This window comes from Candidatus Dorea massiliensis AP6 (genome assembly GCF_964245105.1).
Lineage (GTDB): Bacteria > Bacillota > Clostridia > Lachnospirales > Lachnospiraceae > Laedolimicola > Laedolimicola intestinihominis.
In genome coordinates this window covers 1-17,066 of the sequence record NZ_CAXTKW010000014.1, presented here as the reverse complement: position 1 = coordinate 17,066, position 17,066 = coordinate 1, and the positions used below count along the sequence as shown (strand labels likewise).

Here is a 17,066-nt window from a genome sequence, read left to right as displayed (position 1 = left end):
ATATGAAAGAACTGGAAATCATTTACGAGGACAAGGATGTGCTGGTTATTCGCAAGCCTGCCGGGGTGCCGGTGCAGAGCGCGCGGGTGGGAGCGAAGGACTGTGAGAGCCTGCTGAAAAATTACTTATATAAGAAGAATCCAAAGGGCGGCGCGCCCTATCTGGGACTGATTCATCGGCTGGATCAGCCGGTGGAGGGACTGGTGGTATTTGCGTTAAATCCGAAGGCTGCGGCAGCCTTAAGTAAGCAGTCAGCCGGAAAAGAGATGCAGAAAACCTATCTGGCGGTTCGGCACAGTGTGGATAAGTGTCCACATCCTGTCCCCAATGAGGAAAAGTTCTGTGGAAAACCTGTGGATAATGTGGAAAACTTGGTGGAAAACTGGAACGAGTGCGTGGATTACCTGTGGAAGGACGGGAAAAATAACCGCTCTGAGATGGTACAGGAGGGACATGCCGGGGCTAAAAAAGCAGTGCTCCGCTACCGGATTTTAAAGCGGGTGGATAACCTGGAAATGCTGGAAATCCGCCTGGAAACAGGCCGTCATCATCAGATTCGGGTGCAGATGGCGGGCAGAGGAACCCCTCTGGTGGGCGACCGCAAATATGGAAAGGTTGAAAACTATGTGGATAATGTGGATAACTCCTTCCCGGCCCTGTGTGCATATCGGATAAAATTCCGCCATCCGTCCACCGGAAAATGGATGGAATTTGAACGGAAGCCGGAAAATCCGGTGTTTCAGAAATTTATGTAAATCAGTTATCCACAGCGTAAAACGCTCATTTTTGCAGATACTAAGACGGACAGAAAAGGGAGAAGCCGTTCGCTTTTTCGGGGCCTGTCAGTTCAAGCGGATGCAAAAGGAGCGGCTTTATGGAATGGGTGCGGAAATATCAGAACTTGTGGAAGAAAATCGGAATCGCAGTGACGGTCGGGCTTGCAATGAAGTACCTGGCGCCACTGGTGATTCCGTTTTTGATCGCGGGAGCGATTGTGTACTGGTGCAGGCCGCTGCTTGCATGGTTAAAGAAACGGCTTCATATCCGCCCGGGAATTTCCATGGCGGTGCTGATCATAGGGGCAGCAGGAGGGCTTGTGTCAGCCGGAGCGTTGGCGGGTCGAAATCTGCATATTCAGATCCGGCGGTTGTGCGTGTATTTCAGCTACCCGGGACGGGTGGGGGAGCTTCTGGCACAGTGCTGTGAACGGTTTGGGGGTATGCTTCATATAGATAGCAGGATGATGATGCAGTTTGTAGAGGAGCAGACAGCCTGTATCGGAGATAAGACCTGGGAGCAGCTCCTGCCGGGTGTGTTCGGAGGATCCTGGCAGGCGGTACGCGTCTTGGGCGGCTTCCTTACCGGCGCCTTTGTGACGGGAATTGCCGCGATTCTGCTGGCAGGTGATTATGACAAGCTGCGGGAAATGGGACAGCGGTGGAGCTTCTATGAAAACGTGTCCGAAGCGCTTCGGGGAATCTCCCGGGCCATTGGTCGTTACCTGCATGCCCAGTGTATCATCATGGGACTGGTGATGTTGATCTGCACCGTTGGAATCTGGAGCTCGGGAACGGCAAAAAGCCCGCTGCTGGCCGGAGTCGGCACCGGTTTTCTGGACGCGCTGCCGATCTTCGGAACGGGGACGGTGTTTGTGCCATGGATTCTGATTCTGGTCATCTGGCAGAAGCGATATCGGGCGGCTGTCGTGTTAGCTGTGACTTATGGTCTTTGCACCCTGACCCGGGAGCTTCTGGAGCCCAGGCTGGTGGGCGCCCATCTGAAGCTGCTGCCGGTGGTGGTGCTGGCCAGTGTGTATGTGGGCGTGAAGATCTACGGAGCGGGCGGGATCGTGCTGGGGCCTTTATCAGTACTAATTATTCAGGAATTGTGGAAGAGGGTGGATGCAGATAAAAAAGAAGGAGCATCGGCAAATGAAGCAGATACTCCTTCGAAATAGATGTTATCGCAGAAACATTTTCACCAGCCGCCGCTTTCCTTCCGTATACGGCTGATACCGCATGGGCAGATCCGGCCATCCCTTCTTATCCACGATACTCTTACGGTGGGAAAAGGTCTCAAACCCGGCCTTCCCATGATAACTGCCCATACCGCTCTCCCCGAAGCCGCCGAAGCCCATGTACGGCGTAGCCAGGTGGATGATCGTGTCATTGACGCAGCCGCCGCCAAAGGAGCAGCGGGTCAGCACCCGGCTGGCCAGCTTCCGGTTCCGGGTGAAGACGTAGAGAGCCAGCGGATGGGGCCTCTCGTTGATGGTGCGAATCACTTCGTCGATGGAATCGTAGGTCAGAATCGGCAGCAACGGTCCAAAGATTTCCTCCTGCATCACGTCGTCCCGCCAGGAGACCCGGTCAAGGATGGTGGGTTCAATTTTCAAGGCTTCGGCGTCTGTCCGTCCACCAAAGACAGTCTTAGCCGGATTCATCAGATTCAGGATCCGCAGAAAATGTTTTTCATTGATGATATGGCCGTAATTCTCATTTTCCAGGGGACGCTCGCCAAGCTGGGCGCGGATCTGCCGGATCAGCTCTTCTATGAGCCGGTTTTTCACCCGGATATCGCAGAGAATGTAGTCGGGAGCCACGCAGGTCTGTCCGCAGTTCAGAAACTTGCCGAAGACGATGCGCCGGGCCGCCGCATGGATATCCGCGGTACGGTCCACGATGCAGGGACTCTTTCCGCCCAGCTCCAGGGTCACCGGAGTCAGGTGCGCGGCGGCCTTCTCCATGACGAAGCGGCCCACCGATTTGCTGCCGGTGAAAAAGATATAGTCGAAATGCTGTTCCAGCAGCGCTGCGTTTTCCGCCCGTCCTCCGGTTACGACAGCCACCCGGGACGCCGGGAAATAAGCCGGAATCAGACGCTCCATCAGGCGGCTGGTGTGAATGGAGTAGGCGCTGGGCTTTAAAATCGCCGTATTACCGGCGGCCAGGGCGTCTGCCAGCGGCTCCAGGGTCAGGAGCAGCGGATAGTTCCAGGGACTCATGATCAGTGTCACGCCGTAGGGCGAAGGCTTCTGGTAACTTGTCGAGCAAAACTGCGCCAACGGCGTCGGGACGATCCGATCCTGCATCCAGAGGCGCAGATGATGCTTCAGATAATGAATTTCGTTTAAAAGAAGGCCGGTCTCACACATATAGCTTTCTGCGGCGCTTTTGCCCAGATCCAGCTGCAGAGCTTCCTGGAGTTCTGTTTCATGTTCTGCCACCAAATGTTCGAGGCGGGTCAGGGCGGCCATCCGGTTTTTATAAGAAAGTGTCGAACCCGACCGGAAACACCGCCGCTGCCGGGCCACCAGTTTCTGAATCTCCTGTTCGTCCATGGGAATCCTCCAATCAAAGTAGATAGTTCTATTGTACCCAAATATGGAAAATCCGTCAAAGTAAATTGCCCCTATTATTATTTTTACGGAGTTTTGTTTAGCAGAAAATCAGCAGTAATTAAATTGATAATATTCCGATAGAGAAATTGATTTTACGATGGGTCAAGTTATTTAAGGTCATAAGGATTCGCCGTTTCACTCAAATTGCTCCTCAGACCGCGAAAACCTTGACAAAATCGCCATTTCCGTACTACAATACAAAAAGATACGCCCACCCGGGCGTGATAATCATAACAGCTTACTGTTAGAGGAAAATAAATGAGAAAAAGCCCCGATGGGCGAGAAGGAGAACAAGATGGCGAAGGAGAAGAAACTGGTCGAAGAGATCACTTCCATGGACGTGGATTTCGCACAGTGGTACACCGATGTGGTGAAAAAAGCGGAACTGACCGATTATACAAGCGTAAAGGGCTGCATGGTTATCAAGCCGGCAGGCTACGCGATCTGGGAAAATATTCAGAAGGAGCTGGACGCGCGTTTTAAGGCGACAGGAGTAGAGAATGTCTACCTGCCCATGCTGATTCCGGAGAGCCTGCTTCAGAAGGAGAAGGATCATGTGGAGGGCTTTGCGCCTGAGGTAGCATGGGTAACCCACGGCGGACTGGAGCCGCTGCAGGAGCGTATGTGCATCCGTCCGACCTCCGAGACTCTGTTCTGTGATTTCTATTCCAAAGAGATCCAGTCCTATCGTGATCTGCCGAAGGTATACAATCAGTGGTGCTCTGTTATGCGTTGGGAGAAGACCACCCGTCCGTTCCTGCGCTCCCGCGAATTCTTGTGGCAGGAGGGTCATACCGCTCACGCGACAGCAGAGGAGGCTGAGGCACGTACTCAGCAGATGCTGAACGTATATGCGGACTTCTGCGAGGAAGTGTTGGCAATGCCGGTTATCCGTGGACGTAAGACCGATAAGGAGAAATTTGCCGGCGCAGAGGCGACCTACACCATCGAAGCCCTGATGCACGACGGTAAGGCGCTGCAGTCCGGTACCAGCCACAACTTCGGCGATGGCTTCGCAAAGGCATTTGGTATTCAGTATACAGCAAAAGACAACACCCTTCAGTATGTACATCAGACGTCCTGGGGTATGACCACCCGTCTGATCGGAGCTATCATCATGGTTCACGGCGATAACAGCGGACTGGTTCTGCCGCCGCGTATCGCGCCGACCCAGGTTATGGTCATCCCGATTGCGCAGCACAAGGAAGGCGTGCTGGACAAGGCATATGAGCTGAAATCCGCGCTGCTGGACGCAGGCTTCAAGGTAAAGGTAGATGATTCCGATAAGAGTCCGGGCTGGAAGTTCTCCGAGCAGGAGATGAAGGGTATCCCGGTACGTATCGAAATCGGACCGAAGGATATCGAGGCAAATCAGGCCGTTATCGTGCGCCGCGACACCCGTGAGAAGATCGTAGCAGCGATTCCGGAGCTGGCAGCGAAGGTAGGCGAAGTGCTGACCACTATGCAGAGCGATATGCTGGAGCGTGCGAGAAAGCATCGCGATTCCCATACCTACGACGCAGCCACTTACGAGGAGTTCGTCAAGACCATCAATGAGAAGCCGGGCTTCGTACGCGCCATGTGGTGCGGCGATCAGGCCTGCGAGGACAAGATTAAGGAAGATACCACGGCTACTTCCCGTTGTATGCCCTTCAAGCAGGATCACATCGCGGACACCTGCGTGTGCTGCGGAAAGCCTGCGAAGGCGCTTGTTTACTGGGGCAAGGCATACTAAAAATGATAGAAGAAAATGATTCAGGGCTGAGAAGCTACTGAACAGTTACGAGAAGCGGCTGGAGGCCAAACCCCTCGGGCCGCTTTTCCATTACAGCTTATCTGGAAGAATCTTACATATATAGATTCTGACGGAAAACACCCGGAAATAAGATAGAAAGGACACGCGCACATGAAGATTCAGATCCCGGAAAAAGCAAATGAAATCATTGCAACTCTTGCGGAGGCAGGCTACGAAGCCTATGTGGTGGGCGGCTGTGTGCGCGACGCCATTCTGGGACGGGAGGCGGCGGACTGGGATATCACCACCAACGCCAGACCGGAGCAGGTGAAGGCTTTATTTCCCAGAACGGTGGACACGGGGCTCCAGCACGGAACCGTGACGGTCCTGAACGGAAAAGAAGGCTTCGAGGTCACCACCTACCGGATTGACGGCGAATATCTGGACGGCCGCCACCCGGAGCAGGTGCTGTTCACGCCAAATCTTCTGGAAGATCTGAAGCGGCGGGACTTTACCATCAATGCCATGGCATATAATGAAAAAGAGGGTCTGGTAGATGCCTTCGGCGGTATCGGCGACCTAGAGTGCGGACAGATCCGCTGTGTGGGCGACCCGAGAGAGCGGTTTACCGAGGACGCCCTGCGAATCCTGCGGGCAGTCCGTTTTTCTGCCCAGCTGGATTTTGAGATTGAGGCGGAGACAAAAGCGGCCCTGGCGGAATTTGCACCGAGACTGACTAAGGTCAGCGCCGAGCGGATTCAGGTGGAGCTGATGAAGCTTCTGACCTCGGATCACCCGGAGACCTTCCGTGTGGTCTGGGAGACGGGCATCACGGCGGTGATTCTGCCGGAATTTGACGCCTGCATGGAGACGCCCCAGCACAATCCCCATCACTGCTGGAACGTGGGTGAACACATTCTGCGGACCCTGACCGGCGTAGAGAAGGACAAAGCCCTCCGCTGGGCAGCTTTGCTGCACGATATGGGCAAGCCTGCCACCCGTACTACGGATGAGCAGGGTATTGACCATTTTCACGGGCATGCGAAGCTTGGTGCCGAGATGGCAAATGGAATCTTACGCCGCCTGAAATTTGACAACGACACCCGCAAAAGAGTGGTGAGGCTGGTGGAGTTCCATGATGATCGGCAGTTTCCGCTGAATCATCGGGGCGTGCGCCGGGCCATTCACCGGATTGGCGCGGATCTGTTTCCGGATTATCTGAAGCTTGCCCGGGCGGATGCGCTGGCCCAGAATCCGGCGCTGCTGCCGGAGAAGCTTGCGCGGCTGTCAGAAATCGAGCGTCTGTATACAGAGATACTGGAAGCCCAAAACTGCCTGTCCCTAAAGGATCTGGCCGTGACCGGCCGAGATCTCATAGATGCGGGCGTGAAGCCGGGACCGACCTTAGGAGTCATCCTGAACGCCATGCTGGAGGCCGTTATCGAGCACCCGGAATACAATACAAAAGAATATCTCTTAGAAAGAATATTACCCCTCGTTTCCTCATAGATTTGAAAGGAACGGGGGGATTTTTGTGAACGAAAAAGCGCTGCAAATCCTGGAGCAGTATGATCTGGAGGTTCTTCGAAGCTACGGCGGCCGGGGCGGAATCATGTTGGAGACAAAAGACGGCTTAAAAATGATAAAGGAATTTGCAGGCTCGCGCGCAAAGCTTCCCCTGGAACAGCGGGTGCTGGGGATTCTGGCGGAGCGCGGCGTCTGCGCCGTGGATCAGGTGCAGGCCAACAAAGAAGGGGAGCTTGTGACCATCGGCGACTATGAGACGCCCTACATCATCAAGGACTGGCCGCCGGGGCGGGAATGCGATCCGAAGAATGAGGAAGAGCTTTTGAAAAGTATGCGTCTGCTGGCCCGGGTTCACCGGGAGCTTCGGGGCGTTCTGCGCACAGAAGGGGCGGAGCGCCGCCGGATTCTGGGCGCCGACCGGTCGGAAGAGTTAGAAAAGCATAACCGGGAAATGAAGCGTGCCCGGAATTTTATCCGTACCCGGCAGAAAAAGGGCGAGTTTGAACTCTTATATCTTCAGTGCGCCGAAACCATTTTCCAGAATGGAGCGGATGCCCTGGAGCTTCTGAAGGCTTCCGGCAGTGAAAAGCTGTATCAGCAGGCCGTGGATGGCGAACACCTCTGCCACGGGGAGTATGTCCATCACAATATCCTGCTTCAGCGGCAGGAAACGGCCCTGGTGAACTTCTCCCGGTTTGAAATCAATGTGCAGATGAACGATGTGAGCCAGTTCCTGCGGAAAATCATGGAGAAGCACAACTGGAACGGTGGGCTGGCAGAGCGGATGCTGACAGCCTACGAGCGGGAACGCCCTCTGTCCGGGGAGGAGCGGGCCTATCTGGCTGCCAGCCTCTGTTACCCGGAGAAGGCCTGGAAGCTGGTGCATCATTATTACCATACCAACAAGGCCTGGGTGCCGGAAAAAAGCGCCGAGAAGCTGCAGGTTTTCCTGGCCCAGAATGAACGCAGGAAGAAAATGGTAAAAGAGTTATGGGTATCGTAAATGTGCTGTAAAATATGCCCGGATACATTGACTTTGCTGTACAAATATTCTAAAATTAAGCATAGGTAACTCTATCTAAAAAACTGTATGAGTGAGGTATAAGTTATGTATTTGGACGATTATAAGCGTTGGATGGACACAGAACTGGAGGATCCGGCTCTGACAGAGGAACTGAAGGGTATCGAGGGTAAGGACGATGAGATTAAGGATCGCTTCGCAGTGGCCCTAAAGTTCGGTACTGCAGGCCTGCGCGGCGTGCTGGGAGCAGGATCTAACCGTATGAATATCTATGTGGTTCGTCAGGCCACCCAGGGTCTGGCCAACTGGGTAAAGACCCAGGGCGGCAAGCAGCTGGTAGCCATTAGCTACGACAGCCGTATCAACAGCGACGTATTCGCGAAGACAGCAGCCAGCGTACTGGCAGCCAATGGAATCAAGGTTCGCATCTACGATGCTCTGATGCCGGTTCCGGCCCTGAGCTTCGCGACCCGTTATTATGAGGCCAATGCGGGTATCATGGTGACCGCGTCCCACAATCCGGCGAAATACAACGGCTATAAGGCCTACGGCCCGGACGGCTGCCAGATGACGGACGAGGCGGCTGATATTGTATACACGGAGATTCAGAAGACAGATATCCTGACCGGCGCGAAGGTTATGGATTTTGAGGAAGGAATCAAGGCCGGACTTATTGAATATGTGGGCGACGACTGTAAGGAAGCCCTGTACCAGGCTATCGAGGCCCGCAGCGTGCGTCCGGGAATCTGCGCTGCATCCGGCCTGAAGCTGGTATACTCCCCGCTGAACGGTTCCGGTCTGGTGCCGGTTACCAGGGTGCTGAAGGATATCGGCATCACTGACGTGACCATTGTACCGGAGCAGCAGTATCCGGACGGTCACTTCCCCACCTGCCCGTACCCGAACCCGGAGATCTTTGAGGCTCTTCGTCTGGGACTGGAGCTGGCCAAGAAGACAGAGGCAGACCTGATGCTGGCCACTGACCCGGATGCGGACCGCGTGGGTATCGCCATGAAGTGTCCGGACGGCAGCTACGAGCTGGTATCCGGTAATGAGATGGGCGTACTGCTTCTGGACTACATTTGCGCAGGCCGCATCGAGAAGGGCACCATGCCGAAGAATCCGGTGGCGGTGAAATCCATCGTATCCACTCCGCTGGCGGATGCGGTAGCGAAGAATTACGGCGTGGAGCTGAGAAGTGTTCTGACCGGCTTCAAATGGATTGGAGACCAGATCGCGCAGCTGGAGGCAGCAGGTGAGGTAGACCGCTTTATCTTCGGCTTTGAGGAGAGCTACGGTTATCTGGCAGGCCCCTATGTACGTGACAAGGACGCGATTATCGGTTCCATGCTCATCTGTGAGATGGCAGCTTATTACCGGAGCATTGGTTCCTCTATCAAACAGCGTCTGGAGGAGATCTATGAGAAATATGGCCGTTATCTGAACAAGGTAGACAGCTTTGAGTTCCCGGGACTGTCCGGTATGGACAAGATGGCCGGCATTATGGACGGGCTGCGCCAGAATCCGCCTGCAAAGCTCGACGATTATGCGGTAGTGAAGGTAACTGATTATAAGAAGCCTGAGGAGACAGGACTCCCGGCAGCCAATGTTCTGGCGTACAAGCTGGAAGGCGGCGCCGAGGTCATCGTTCGTCCCTCCGGAACCGAGCCGAAGATCAAAACCTATTTTACTACACTCGGAAAAGATCTGGCAGAAGCCCAGGCACAGAAGGATGCGCTGGCAGCAGCAATCGCTCCCATATTTGAGTAACAAAACCCGAAATGCCTTGACAAATAATTGAGAAACGGGTATAAATAGGAAAGAAGATATGGCAGAACGCACACACAGACATATCATCGACAAAAAAGAGTAGTAGTATTATTAGGAGGAATTACCAGATGAACAGAATGGAATTAGTTGCTGCTATTGCAGAGAAGACTGAATTATCCAAGAAGGACGCAGAGAAGGCTCTGAAGGCTTTCACAGATGTAGTAGCAGAGGAGCTGAAGAAGGGCGAGAAGATCCAGCTGGTTGGATTCGGAACCTTCGAGGTATCTGAGAGAGCTGCAAGAGAGGGAAGAAACCCGCAGACTGGCGAGGCTATGAAGATTGCGGCTTCCAAGTCCCCGAAGTTTAAGGCTGGAAAAGCACTGAAGGATGCCCTGAACTAATCTATGCGTCTTGATAAATATTTAAAGATTTCCCGGCTGATTAAGCGGAGGACCGTAGCCAATGAAGCCTGTGACGCGGGACGCGTGCTGGTCAACGACAAGGTGGCCAAGGCGTCTGTGAACGTGAAGACGGGTGACGTCATCGAGATTCAGTTTGGCAGCAAGTCCGTAAAGGTGGAGGTTCTGGACGTTCAGGAGACCGTCCGCAAGGATGACGCCAAGGAGCTCTACCGTTATCTTTAAAAACAGGAATAATGAGAAAGACCTTTTCATACATTTAGTTGTAAACTAGTAAGTGTATGGGGAGGTCTTTTTTTGGAAGAAAAGCAATACGCGAAAGCCCACAAGCTGCTCTTAAGCAACCGGCGGACGGGCACCATCAGCGGCGTGACCGACGTGATTTCCTTCGATATCGCGGAAATCCTGCTGGAGACGGAACAGGGTATGCTGACCATCAAAGGCGCCGATCTCCATGTGAACCGTCTGACCCTGGAAAAGGGCGAGGTGGATATCGAGGGGCGGATTGACAGCATGGCCTACTCGGAGGTCACAGATTTTCATAAGGCGGGCGCGTCGATCCTGGGCCGCCTGTTCAAATAGCCTATGGCCGGTGGAATTCTTTTTGAACTGCAGTTTTTTGGAAAAGCCTTCCTTTGCGGCGCGGTCCTGGCCTTCCTGTACGGGGGATTGAAGGTCTTCCGGCGGCTGGTTTTCCATGGGACCGTCTGGATGGCAGCGGAGGATCTGGCTTACTGGCTGCTCTGCGGTTTCCTGATTTTCCGGATGCTGTACCGGGAGAACAGCGGGGCGGTAAGGGGCTTTGCTGTGGCGGCAGTGGTGCTGGGCATGCTTTCCTGGCTGCTGCTTTCGAAAATGTTTCGAAATATGGTCAATTTCATAAGAAAAAAATTGCATAAATGTATAAAAAAGATTATAATCAAATAAATATACCCACAGACAGAGGTTTCTGTGGAAAACGCGAAGAAAGACTGGCTGTGGAAACAGTTTTCAGAATGAAAGTGAGGCGGAAGGAGCTATGACGACGAAGACCCGGCGCGGAATGAATCGCAGAAAGCGTATGGGCTACCGACTGATTGTACTGACAGTCATGTGTCTTCTGGTAACGGGTTTTTATGCAAAGCATCGGCTCCAGCAGAAGAACGCGGCCTATCAGAATCAGGAAGAACAGCTGATGGCTCAGATCGAAGAAGAGGAACAGCGCTCGAAGGATATCGAGGAGCTTGGCAAATACGTCCAGACCAAGAAGTATGTGGAGGAAGTGGCGAAGGAGCGGCTCGGACTGGTTTATCCGGATGAGATTCTGTTCAAGGCTAAAGAATAATTGGTTTACATAATACGTGTATGTAAAGGCTGTCCGGGACAGGGAAGGTTCCGGACAGCCTTTATGCTTTCCGGCAGGTTCTTAAACAGAATTCTATGTCCCCTTTTGCCGAAAAGATCTGAAATCACCCGCCTCCATTTGACAAAATAATCCGTTTCTGTCCTCTATAATTCCCAATCACACAGACACACACAGAAGACGAGGAGGAGTAAAAGGTGAGACGAGAGGAAAATTACGGCTGGCTCTACGGAATTGTGGCGGGCAGCTGTGTGGCGGCGATGCAGATCGGCGTGGGGATGCTTCAGATGGATCGGGATTACGCCATCCTGCTGGGGGCGGCCCAGGGGCTTTTGGTGTGTTCACTGACGGTAATCTGCGGCGGGATTCTGGCATGGATTTTAAGACCCCTTCCCATGGAAAATGAGGAAGCGCCCAATCCGGTGCAGCAGCGCCTGCGGGATTACCGGGAGGCCTTCGGCAATCTGGCGGTAAGCTTCGCGGGAGAAGGACAGAAAGTGGAAGCCGTTCCGGAGAACGAACAGCTGGATAAGACAGAGAAAATGAAGCTGCTCTGGAAGAACAGGCTGGAGGAAAACCGCGCTGCAGTGGCGATACAGCTGGGGGAAATGGCCCAGATCATGACGGATACCGTAGAATATGCCTGGGATACCAGGCCAGACGAGGAACTGGAACAGGTTTTAGCGAAAAAGCTGAAGGGTATGGGACTCTGCGTCCATTCAGTGCTGGTCTATCAGGAGGAGCACCGGCGGCAGGAGGTATATCTGACGGTCAGTACCCGCAGGCGGAAATGTGTGGCGACGAAGGATATTGCAGAGGTATTGTCCAGGATGATGAAGAAGGCCATGATGCCGGGCAAGGACAGCCGGGCCTTTGTGGGCAGTGAGAAGGTGACGGTGCTTTTCGCGGAACGGACGAACTTCCAAGTGCTCTGCGGCGTAGAGAAGGCGGTCAAAAGTAAAGAAACCATTTCCGGGGACAATTTTTCCCTGCATCGGTGCCGGGAGGGGCAGTTTATCGGGGCGCTGTCGGACGGTATGGGGTCCGGCATGGCGGCTTACCGGGACAGTGAGATGGTCATCGATCTGCTGGAGCAGTTTCTGGAGGCGGGATTCTCCAAGGAGACGGCGGTGCGGATGATCAATTCGGCGTTGATCGTGCGGTCGGACGCGCAGGTGTTCTCCACCATTGATATCAGTTCGCTGGATTTGTATACGGGTATCTGCGAGTTCCTGAAGGTGGGCGCGTCCACCACCTTTATCCGGCGGGAAAACTGGGTGGAAACCATTTCCTCAACCAGCCTGCCTGCGGGCGTCTTTCACAAGCTGGAGCCGGACTGTACCAGTAAAAAGCTCTACGACGGCGACATGGTCATCATGGTCACCGACGGTGTGCTGGATGCGTTGCCTGCGGCTCATCAGGAGAAATTGATAAAGGATATCATTCTGGAGCACGATACAGGAAATCCGTCCGAGCTGGCAGCTTACATTCTGGCCCGGGTGCGTCAGTACCGGGAGAAGGAGCCTGTCGACGATATGACGGTGTTGGTGATGGGGCTGGTAAAGTATTAAAGAGATATGGTATACTATAAGCAATGGAAAAACTACGAAAGGAAAACTGGGAAATGCTGGATCGTGTGCGTGCATTTACAGAAAAATATCAGATGATTCGTCCGGGAGACAGGATTGTGGCGGGCATATCGGGAGGTGCGGATTCCGTATGCCTGCTTTTCCTGTTAAAAGAGCTGTGCGGAGAAAAGGGCGCAGCGCTGTCCGCAGTGCATGTAAATCATTGTCTGCGGGGCGCGGAGGCCGACGGGGACGAGGCCTATGTGCGGGAGCTTTGCGGAAGCCTGGAGGTTCCGCTTTCCGTCCGTTCCTTTGACGTGCAGGACCGGGCTAAGCGGGAGCATCTGACGCTGGAGGAGGCCGGCCGGCTCTGCAGGTATGAGGCCTTCGCGGAGGAAGCGGAGCGTCTTGGGGGCGCGCGGATTGCGGTGGCCCACCATGCGGGGGATCAGGCGGAGACGGTACTGTTTCAGCTGTTCCGCGGAAGCGGCCTAAAGGGGCTGTCCGGCATGAGCCCGGCGCGGGACAATATCATTCGGCCTTTGCTCTGCGCAGAGCGTGAGGAAATCGAGACGTGGCTGACCGGGCGAGGGATAGCCTGGCGCACTGACAGCACGAACCTGAGCATGGACTACACACGCAACCGGATTCGGGGCGACATTCTGAAGACGGTCCGGGAGAGCGTCAATGCGAAGGCGATCCGACATGTGGCCGAGGCGGCTGCGGAGCTTGGGGAGGTGGAGGCGTTTCTGGAGCGGAAGACGGCGGAAGCCTACCGAATCTGTGTGCGGGAAGAGGACGGCGCACGGTTTGTATTCACCAACGCATTTTCCATGCAGGATCCCCTGATCGGAAGCAGACTGCTGCGACGGTGCATGGCGGAGCTTGGCGGACTCAAGGACGTGGAGCGGGTTCACATCGAGATGCTCCGGGAGCTGTTCGAAAAGCAGACCGGGAGCAGAATGGATCTGCCGGGTGGCCGCAGCGCAAGACGGGAATATGAGGGCGTGCGGCTCAGTCGGAGTGAGAAGCCTGCGCGGCAGCAGGACGGTGAGAAAACCAGTCCCATATCGTTTTGTCCGGAGATTCCCGGCAGCGTTGCCATCCAGGGACGAAAATGGGAATTTGCCCTGTATCCGGCGGAAAAAATTGAAATTATTCCCCAAAAAACATATACGAAATGGTTTGACTATGATAAAATAAAAAAATGTCTGGAGATCCGGGGGCGTAAGCCCGGGGATTATCTGGAGATTAACAGAGCGCACGGGCGCAAAAAGCTGAAGGCGTATCTGATTGATGAAAAGGTGCCGGCATCGGAGCGGGACGAGCTTCTGCTGCTGGCGGATGGAGCGCATATTGTATGGATTCCGGGGCATCGTATCAGCGAAGCGTACAAGGTCACGGAAGAGACAAGGAACATTTTAAAAGTACAGATAAGCGGAGGAAATGAACATGGCTGAGAAAATCAGAGTTATGATTCCCGAAGAGGAAGTAGACGCGAAGATCAGAGAGCTGGGACAGAAGATCAGCGAAAAGTTTGCAGGCGAAGAGGTTCACCTGATTTGTATCCTGAAGGGCAGCGTATTCTTTGTATGCGAGCTGGCCAAGAGAATTACCGTGCCGGTGACCATCGACTTTATGCAGGTATCCAGCTACGGCGCGGAGACCAAGTCCAGCGGCGTGGTACGCTTAAGCAAGGACCTGGACGAGCCGCTGCAGGGCAAGAACGTGATTATCGTAGAGGACATCATCGATTCCGGACGGACCTTAAGCCACCTGGTAAAGCTTCTGGGACAGCGTAATCCGAAGACCATGACCTTGTGTACCCTGCTTGACAAGCCGGACCGCAGAGTCGTAGATGTGGACGTGGAATACACCGGATTTACGATTCCGGATGAGTTCGTGGTGGGCTATGGTCTGGATTACGATCAGAAATACAGGAATCTGCCGTACATCGGAGTACTGGAGTTCGTTGATTAACTGCGAACGGCGCGGGCTGAACGTACGGATATAAGGAGGACACATTTTGAACAACAGACAATTTCGGATTTCCGGAATCTATTTCGTATTTTTACTGGTGCTGGTCTATCTGTTCAGTACCTACGTAAAACGGATGGACATGGAAAATCTGTATACCTATCAGCAGTTTGAGACTGCCGTGGAGAACGGCGAGGTAGTATCTGCCGTGATCAGCCAGTCCGAAGCTACACCTACCGGCACGGTGCGCCTGACCCTGAAGGACGGCAGCCGTCAGGATGTGAATGTGGCAGACACCACAGAGGCCAGAGAGCTTCTGGAGTCTGAGAATGTGGCGGTAGCCTTTGCTGCAGTGAGCACCAATAACTGGATGGCGTCCCTGGGCGCGCCCCTTCTGGCGGCTGTAGTGGCCGTAGTCGTTATGATGATCCTGATGAACCGTCAGGCCAACGGCGGCGGTGGCGGCAAGATGATGGACTTCGGCAGAAGCCGGGCCCGTATGACCACCCAGGAGCAGATTCACACCACCTTTAAAAATGTGGCAGGTCTGCAGGAAGAAAAAGAAGAGCTTCGTGAGATCGTAGATTTCCTGAAGCTTCCACAGAAATATACTCAGGTAGGCGCGCGCATCCCGAAAGGCGTGCTGCTGGAGGGTCCTCCCGGAACCGGTAAGACCCTGCTGGCCAAGGCCGTCGCAGGCGAGGCAGGCGTGCCGTTCTTCAGTATCTCCGGTTCGGATTTCGTAGAGATGTTTGTCGGTGTAGGTGCTTCTCGTGTCCGTGATCTGTTCGCGGATGCCAAGAAGAACAGCCCCTGTATCGTATTTATCGACGAGATTGACGCGGTGGCGAGACGCCGCGGCAGCGGTATGGGCGGCGGTCATGATGAGCGTGAGCAGACCCTGAACCAGCTGCTGGTGGAGATGGACGGCTTCGGCGTCAACGAGGGCATCATCGTCATGGCGGCCACCAACCGTGTGGACATTCTCGATCCGGCTATCTTGCGTCCGGGTCGTTTTGACCGTAAGATCATGGTGGGCAGACCGGATGTGCGCGGCAGAGAAGAGATTCTGCAGGTTCATGCGAAGAATAAGCCGCTGGCAGAGGATGTGGATTTGAAGCAGATAGCCCAGACCACCGCAGGCATGACCGGCGCGGATCTGGAAAATCTGATGAACGAGGCAGCCATTCTGGCAGCCAAGGACAACCGTCCTTATATCACCCAGGCGGATATCCGCAAGTCCTTCGTGAAGGTGGGCATCGGCGCAGAGAAAAAGAGCCGCATCGTCTCCGAGAAGGAGAAGCGCATCACCGCGTACCACGAGGCAGGGCACGCGATCCTGTTCCATGTGCTGCCGGATGTGGGACCTGTATACAGTGTATCTATCATTCCCACCGGCGTAGGAGCGGCCGGCTACACCATGCCATTGCCGGAGAAGGATGAGATGTTCAATACCAAGGGAAAGATGCTGCAGGATATCGAGGTATCCTTAGGTGGACGTATCGCCGAAGAACTGATTTTCGACGATATCACCACCGGCGCTTCCCAGGATATCAAGCAGGCTACCCGTGTGGCCCGCGCCATGGTCACCAAGTATGGCATGTCCGACGAGCTTGGCCTGGTCAGCTATGATTCCGACGAGGAAGTCTTCCTGGGCCGTGACTACGGCCACACCAAGGGTTATGGCGAGAACGTGGCAAGCAAGATCGATTCGGAAGTCAAGCGCATCGTAGACGAGTGCTACGATAAGGCCAAAGCCATCATCCTGGATCACCGCGACGTCCTGGACGCAGCCGCAGCGTTGCTTCTGGAGAAAGAAAAGATCTCCCGGGACGAGTTTGAGGCATTGTTTGAAAAGGAAGAGGCCGTACCGGCTGTATAAAAGTGAGCTTTTAGGGATTTCACGATTTAGTGAGATCCCTTTTTTTACAGCGCCAGACTAGCGTTTTCGTCATTATGACGGAATGAAATTGTGAATATTTCACAAAAACAGATGCTGATTTTTGTGAAGTTTGTGCACACTTATCGCGACATTATGATATAATAATACTCGTAAAACCCCCAATACATTATATAGTTTTTGCTACACCCCATAAGTAAAAAGAAATACCTTCTCCTGAAACAGACAGCGCGAGCTGTCTGTTTCACTTTGTGCGGAAATATCTGTAATAACAGCAGAGACAGAATATATGGGACAGAAGTCTGCAGATAGGCAAGATTGTTACGTAATAACGTAGGGTAAAGTTTTTGTAGGAAAAGTTAATAGAAAAAAGAAAGAAAGCACCGGGATCCTGTGTTAGGATTGAA

The 17,066-nt window shown here is 53.9% G+C and carries 16 protein-coding genes; 15 read left to right on the top strand and 1 reads right to left on the bottom strand.

The window, feature by feature from the left end:
• Window positions 1-2 precede the first annotated feature (2 nt).
• Both ACESZP_RS14155 and ACESZP_RS14150 read left to right on the top strand, forming a co-directional pair.
• A complete protein-coding gene (locus ACESZP_RS14155; protein ID WP_349164888.1) occupies window positions 3-755 on the top strand; it encodes an RluA family pseudouridine synthase in 753 nt (250 codons plus the stop codon).
• A 119-nt stretch (window positions 756-874) separates the two neighbouring features.
• Window positions 875-1,957, top strand: coding sequence for an AI-2E family transporter (locus tag ACESZP_RS14150; RefSeq protein WP_499709408.1), 1,083 nt, complete (start codon window positions 875-877; stop codon window positions 1,955-1,957).
• Between the two features lie 3 nt (window positions 1,958-1,960).
• Here the strand turns inward: ACESZP_RS14150 and ACESZP_RS14145 are convergent, their stop codons facing one another.
• Window positions 1,961-3,340, bottom strand: coding sequence for an aldehyde dehydrogenase (locus tag ACESZP_RS14145; RefSeq protein ID WP_499709407.1), 1,380 nt, complete (start codon window positions 3,338-3,340; stop codon window positions 1,961-1,963).
• A 355-nt stretch (window positions 3,341-3,695) separates the two neighbouring features.
• On the opposite strand from ACESZP_RS14145, the gene proS reads away from it, so the two are divergent.
• The 13 genes from proS (at window position 3,696) to ftsH (ending at window position 16,641) form a co-directional block, all read left to right on the top strand.
• Window positions 3,696-5,135, top strand: a complete 1,440-nt coding sequence (proS, locus tag ACESZP_RS14140; RefSeq protein ID WP_178038984.1) for a proline--tRNA ligase — start codon at window positions 3,696-3,698, stop codon at window positions 5,133-5,135.
• 171 nt (window positions 5,136-5,306) lie between these two features.
• Window positions 5,307-6,644, top strand: a complete 1,338-nt coding sequence (locus ACESZP_RS14135; RefSeq protein WP_499709406.1) for a CCA tRNA nucleotidyltransferase — start codon at window positions 5,307-5,309, stop codon at window positions 6,642-6,644.
• 25 nt (window positions 6,645-6,669) lie between these two features.
• On the top strand, window positions 6,670-7,665 hold the full coding sequence (locus ACESZP_RS14130) for a YutH/CotS family kinase-like spore coat protein (RefSeq protein ID WP_349164893.1): 996 nt from the start codon (window positions 6,670-6,672) through the stop codon (window positions 7,663-7,665).
• Window positions 7,666-7,770: 105 nt separating this feature from the next.
• Window positions 7,771-9,453, top strand: a complete 1,683-nt coding sequence (locus ACESZP_RS14125) for a phospho-sugar mutase (RefSeq protein ID WP_499709404.1) — start codon at window positions 7,771-7,773, stop codon at window positions 9,451-9,453.
• An 80-nt stretch (window positions 9,454-9,533) separates the two neighbouring features.
• Window positions 9,534-9,854, top strand: coding sequence for a non-specific DNA-binding protein Hbs (hbs, locus tag ACESZP_RS14120; protein ID WP_349164958.1), 321 nt, complete (start codon window positions 9,534-9,536; stop codon window positions 9,852-9,854).
• Between the two features lie 3 nt (window positions 9,855-9,857).
• Window positions 9,858-10,097 (top strand): RNA-binding S4 domain-containing protein, encoded by a 240-nt coding sequence (locus tag ACESZP_RS14115; RefSeq protein WP_349164895.1) that lies wholly within the window; start codon window positions 9,858-9,860, stop codon window positions 10,095-10,097.
• Between the two features lie 72 nt (window positions 10,098-10,169).
• Window positions 10,170-10,454 carry a sporulation protein YabP gene (yabP, locus tag ACESZP_RS14110; RefSeq protein WP_178038990.1) on the top strand — a complete coding sequence of 95 codons (285 nt, stop codon included), beginning with the start codon at window positions 10,170-10,172 and terminating at the stop codon, window positions 10,452-10,454.
• 3 nt (window positions 10,455-10,457) lie between these two features.
• Window positions 10,458-10,799, top strand: a complete 342-nt coding sequence (gene yabQ, locus ACESZP_RS14105; RefSeq protein ID WP_499709403.1) for a spore cortex biosynthesis protein YabQ — start codon at window positions 10,458-10,460, stop codon at window positions 10,797-10,799.
• Window positions 10,800-10,890: 91 nt separating this feature from the next.
• A complete protein-coding gene (locus ACESZP_RS14100) occupies window positions 10,891-11,196 on the top strand; it encodes an FtsB family cell division protein (protein ID WP_499709402.1) in 306 nt (101 codons plus the stop codon).
• Between the two features lie 215 nt (window positions 11,197-11,411).
• Window positions 11,412-12,785, top strand: a complete 1,374-nt coding sequence (locus ACESZP_RS14095; protein WP_499709401.1) for a SpoIIE family protein phosphatase — start codon at window positions 11,412-11,414, stop codon at window positions 12,783-12,785.
• A gap of 23 nt (window positions 12,786-12,808) precedes the next feature.
• On the top strand, window positions 12,809-14,242 hold the full coding sequence (gene tilS, locus ACESZP_RS14090) for a tRNA lysidine(34) synthetase TilS (protein WP_499709400.1): 1,434 nt from the start codon (window positions 12,809-12,811) through the stop codon (window positions 14,240-14,242).
• Window positions 14,235-14,762, top strand: coding sequence for a hypoxanthine phosphoribosyltransferase (hpt, locus tag ACESZP_RS14085; protein WP_178038995.1), 528 nt, complete (start codon window positions 14,235-14,237; stop codon window positions 14,760-14,762). Before tilS ends, hpt begins: the two co-directional genes overlap by 8 nt.
• 46 nt (window positions 14,763-14,808) lie before the next feature.
• Complete coding sequence (gene ftsH, locus ACESZP_RS14080; RefSeq protein WP_178038996.1) at window positions 14,809-16,641, top strand: ATP-dependent zinc metalloprotease FtsH; 1,833 nt, start codon at window positions 14,809-14,811, stop codon at window positions 16,639-16,641.
• Window positions 16,642-17,066: the final 425 nt, after the last annotated feature.

What these genes read in the sequence shown, in the direction of transcription:
- ACESZP_RS14125 (WP_499709404.1), top strand. Translation starts at nt 7,771, where the DNA reads ATGTATTTGGACGATTATAAGCGTTGGATGGACACAGAACTGGAGGAT.
- ACESZP_RS14150 (WP_499709408.1), top strand. Translation starts at nt 875, where the DNA reads ATGGAATGGGTGCGGAAATATCAGAACTTGTGGAAGAAAATCGGAATC.
- ACESZP_RS14145 (WP_499709407.1), bottom strand. Translation starts at nt 3,340, where the DNA reads ATGGACGAACAGGAGATTCAGAAACTGGTGGCCCGGCAGCGGCGGTGT.
- yabQ (WP_499709403.1), top strand. Translation starts at nt 10,458, where the DNA reads ATGGCCGGTGGAATTCTTTTTGAACTGCAGTTTTTTGGAAAAGCCTTC.
- hpt (WP_178038995.1), top strand. Translation starts at nt 14,235, where the DNA reads ATGGCTGAGAAAATCAGAGTTATGATTCCCGAAGAGGAAGTAGACGCG.
- proS (WP_178038984.1), top strand. Translation starts at nt 3,696, where the DNA reads ATGGCGAAGGAGAAGAAACTGGTCGAAGAGATCACTTCCATGGACGTG.
- ACESZP_RS14115 (WP_349164895.1), top strand. Translation starts at nt 9,858, where the DNA reads ATGCGTCTTGATAAATATTTAAAGATTTCCCGGCTGATTAAGCGGAGG.
- tilS (WP_499709400.1), top strand. Translation starts at nt 12,809, where the DNA reads ATGGAAAAACTACGAAAGGAAAACTGGGAAATGCTGGATCGTGTGCGT.
- ACESZP_RS14135 (WP_499709406.1), top strand. Translation starts at nt 5,307, where the DNA reads ATGAAGATTCAGATCCCGGAAAAAGCAAATGAAATCATTGCAACTCTT.
- ACESZP_RS14155 (WP_349164888.1), top strand. Translation starts at nt 3, where the DNA reads ATGAAAGAACTGGAAATCATTTACGAGGACAAGGATGTGCTGGTTATT.
- ACESZP_RS14100 (WP_499709402.1), top strand. Translation starts at nt 10,891, where the DNA reads ATGACGACGAAGACCCGGCGCGGAATGAATCGCAGAAAGCGTATGGGC.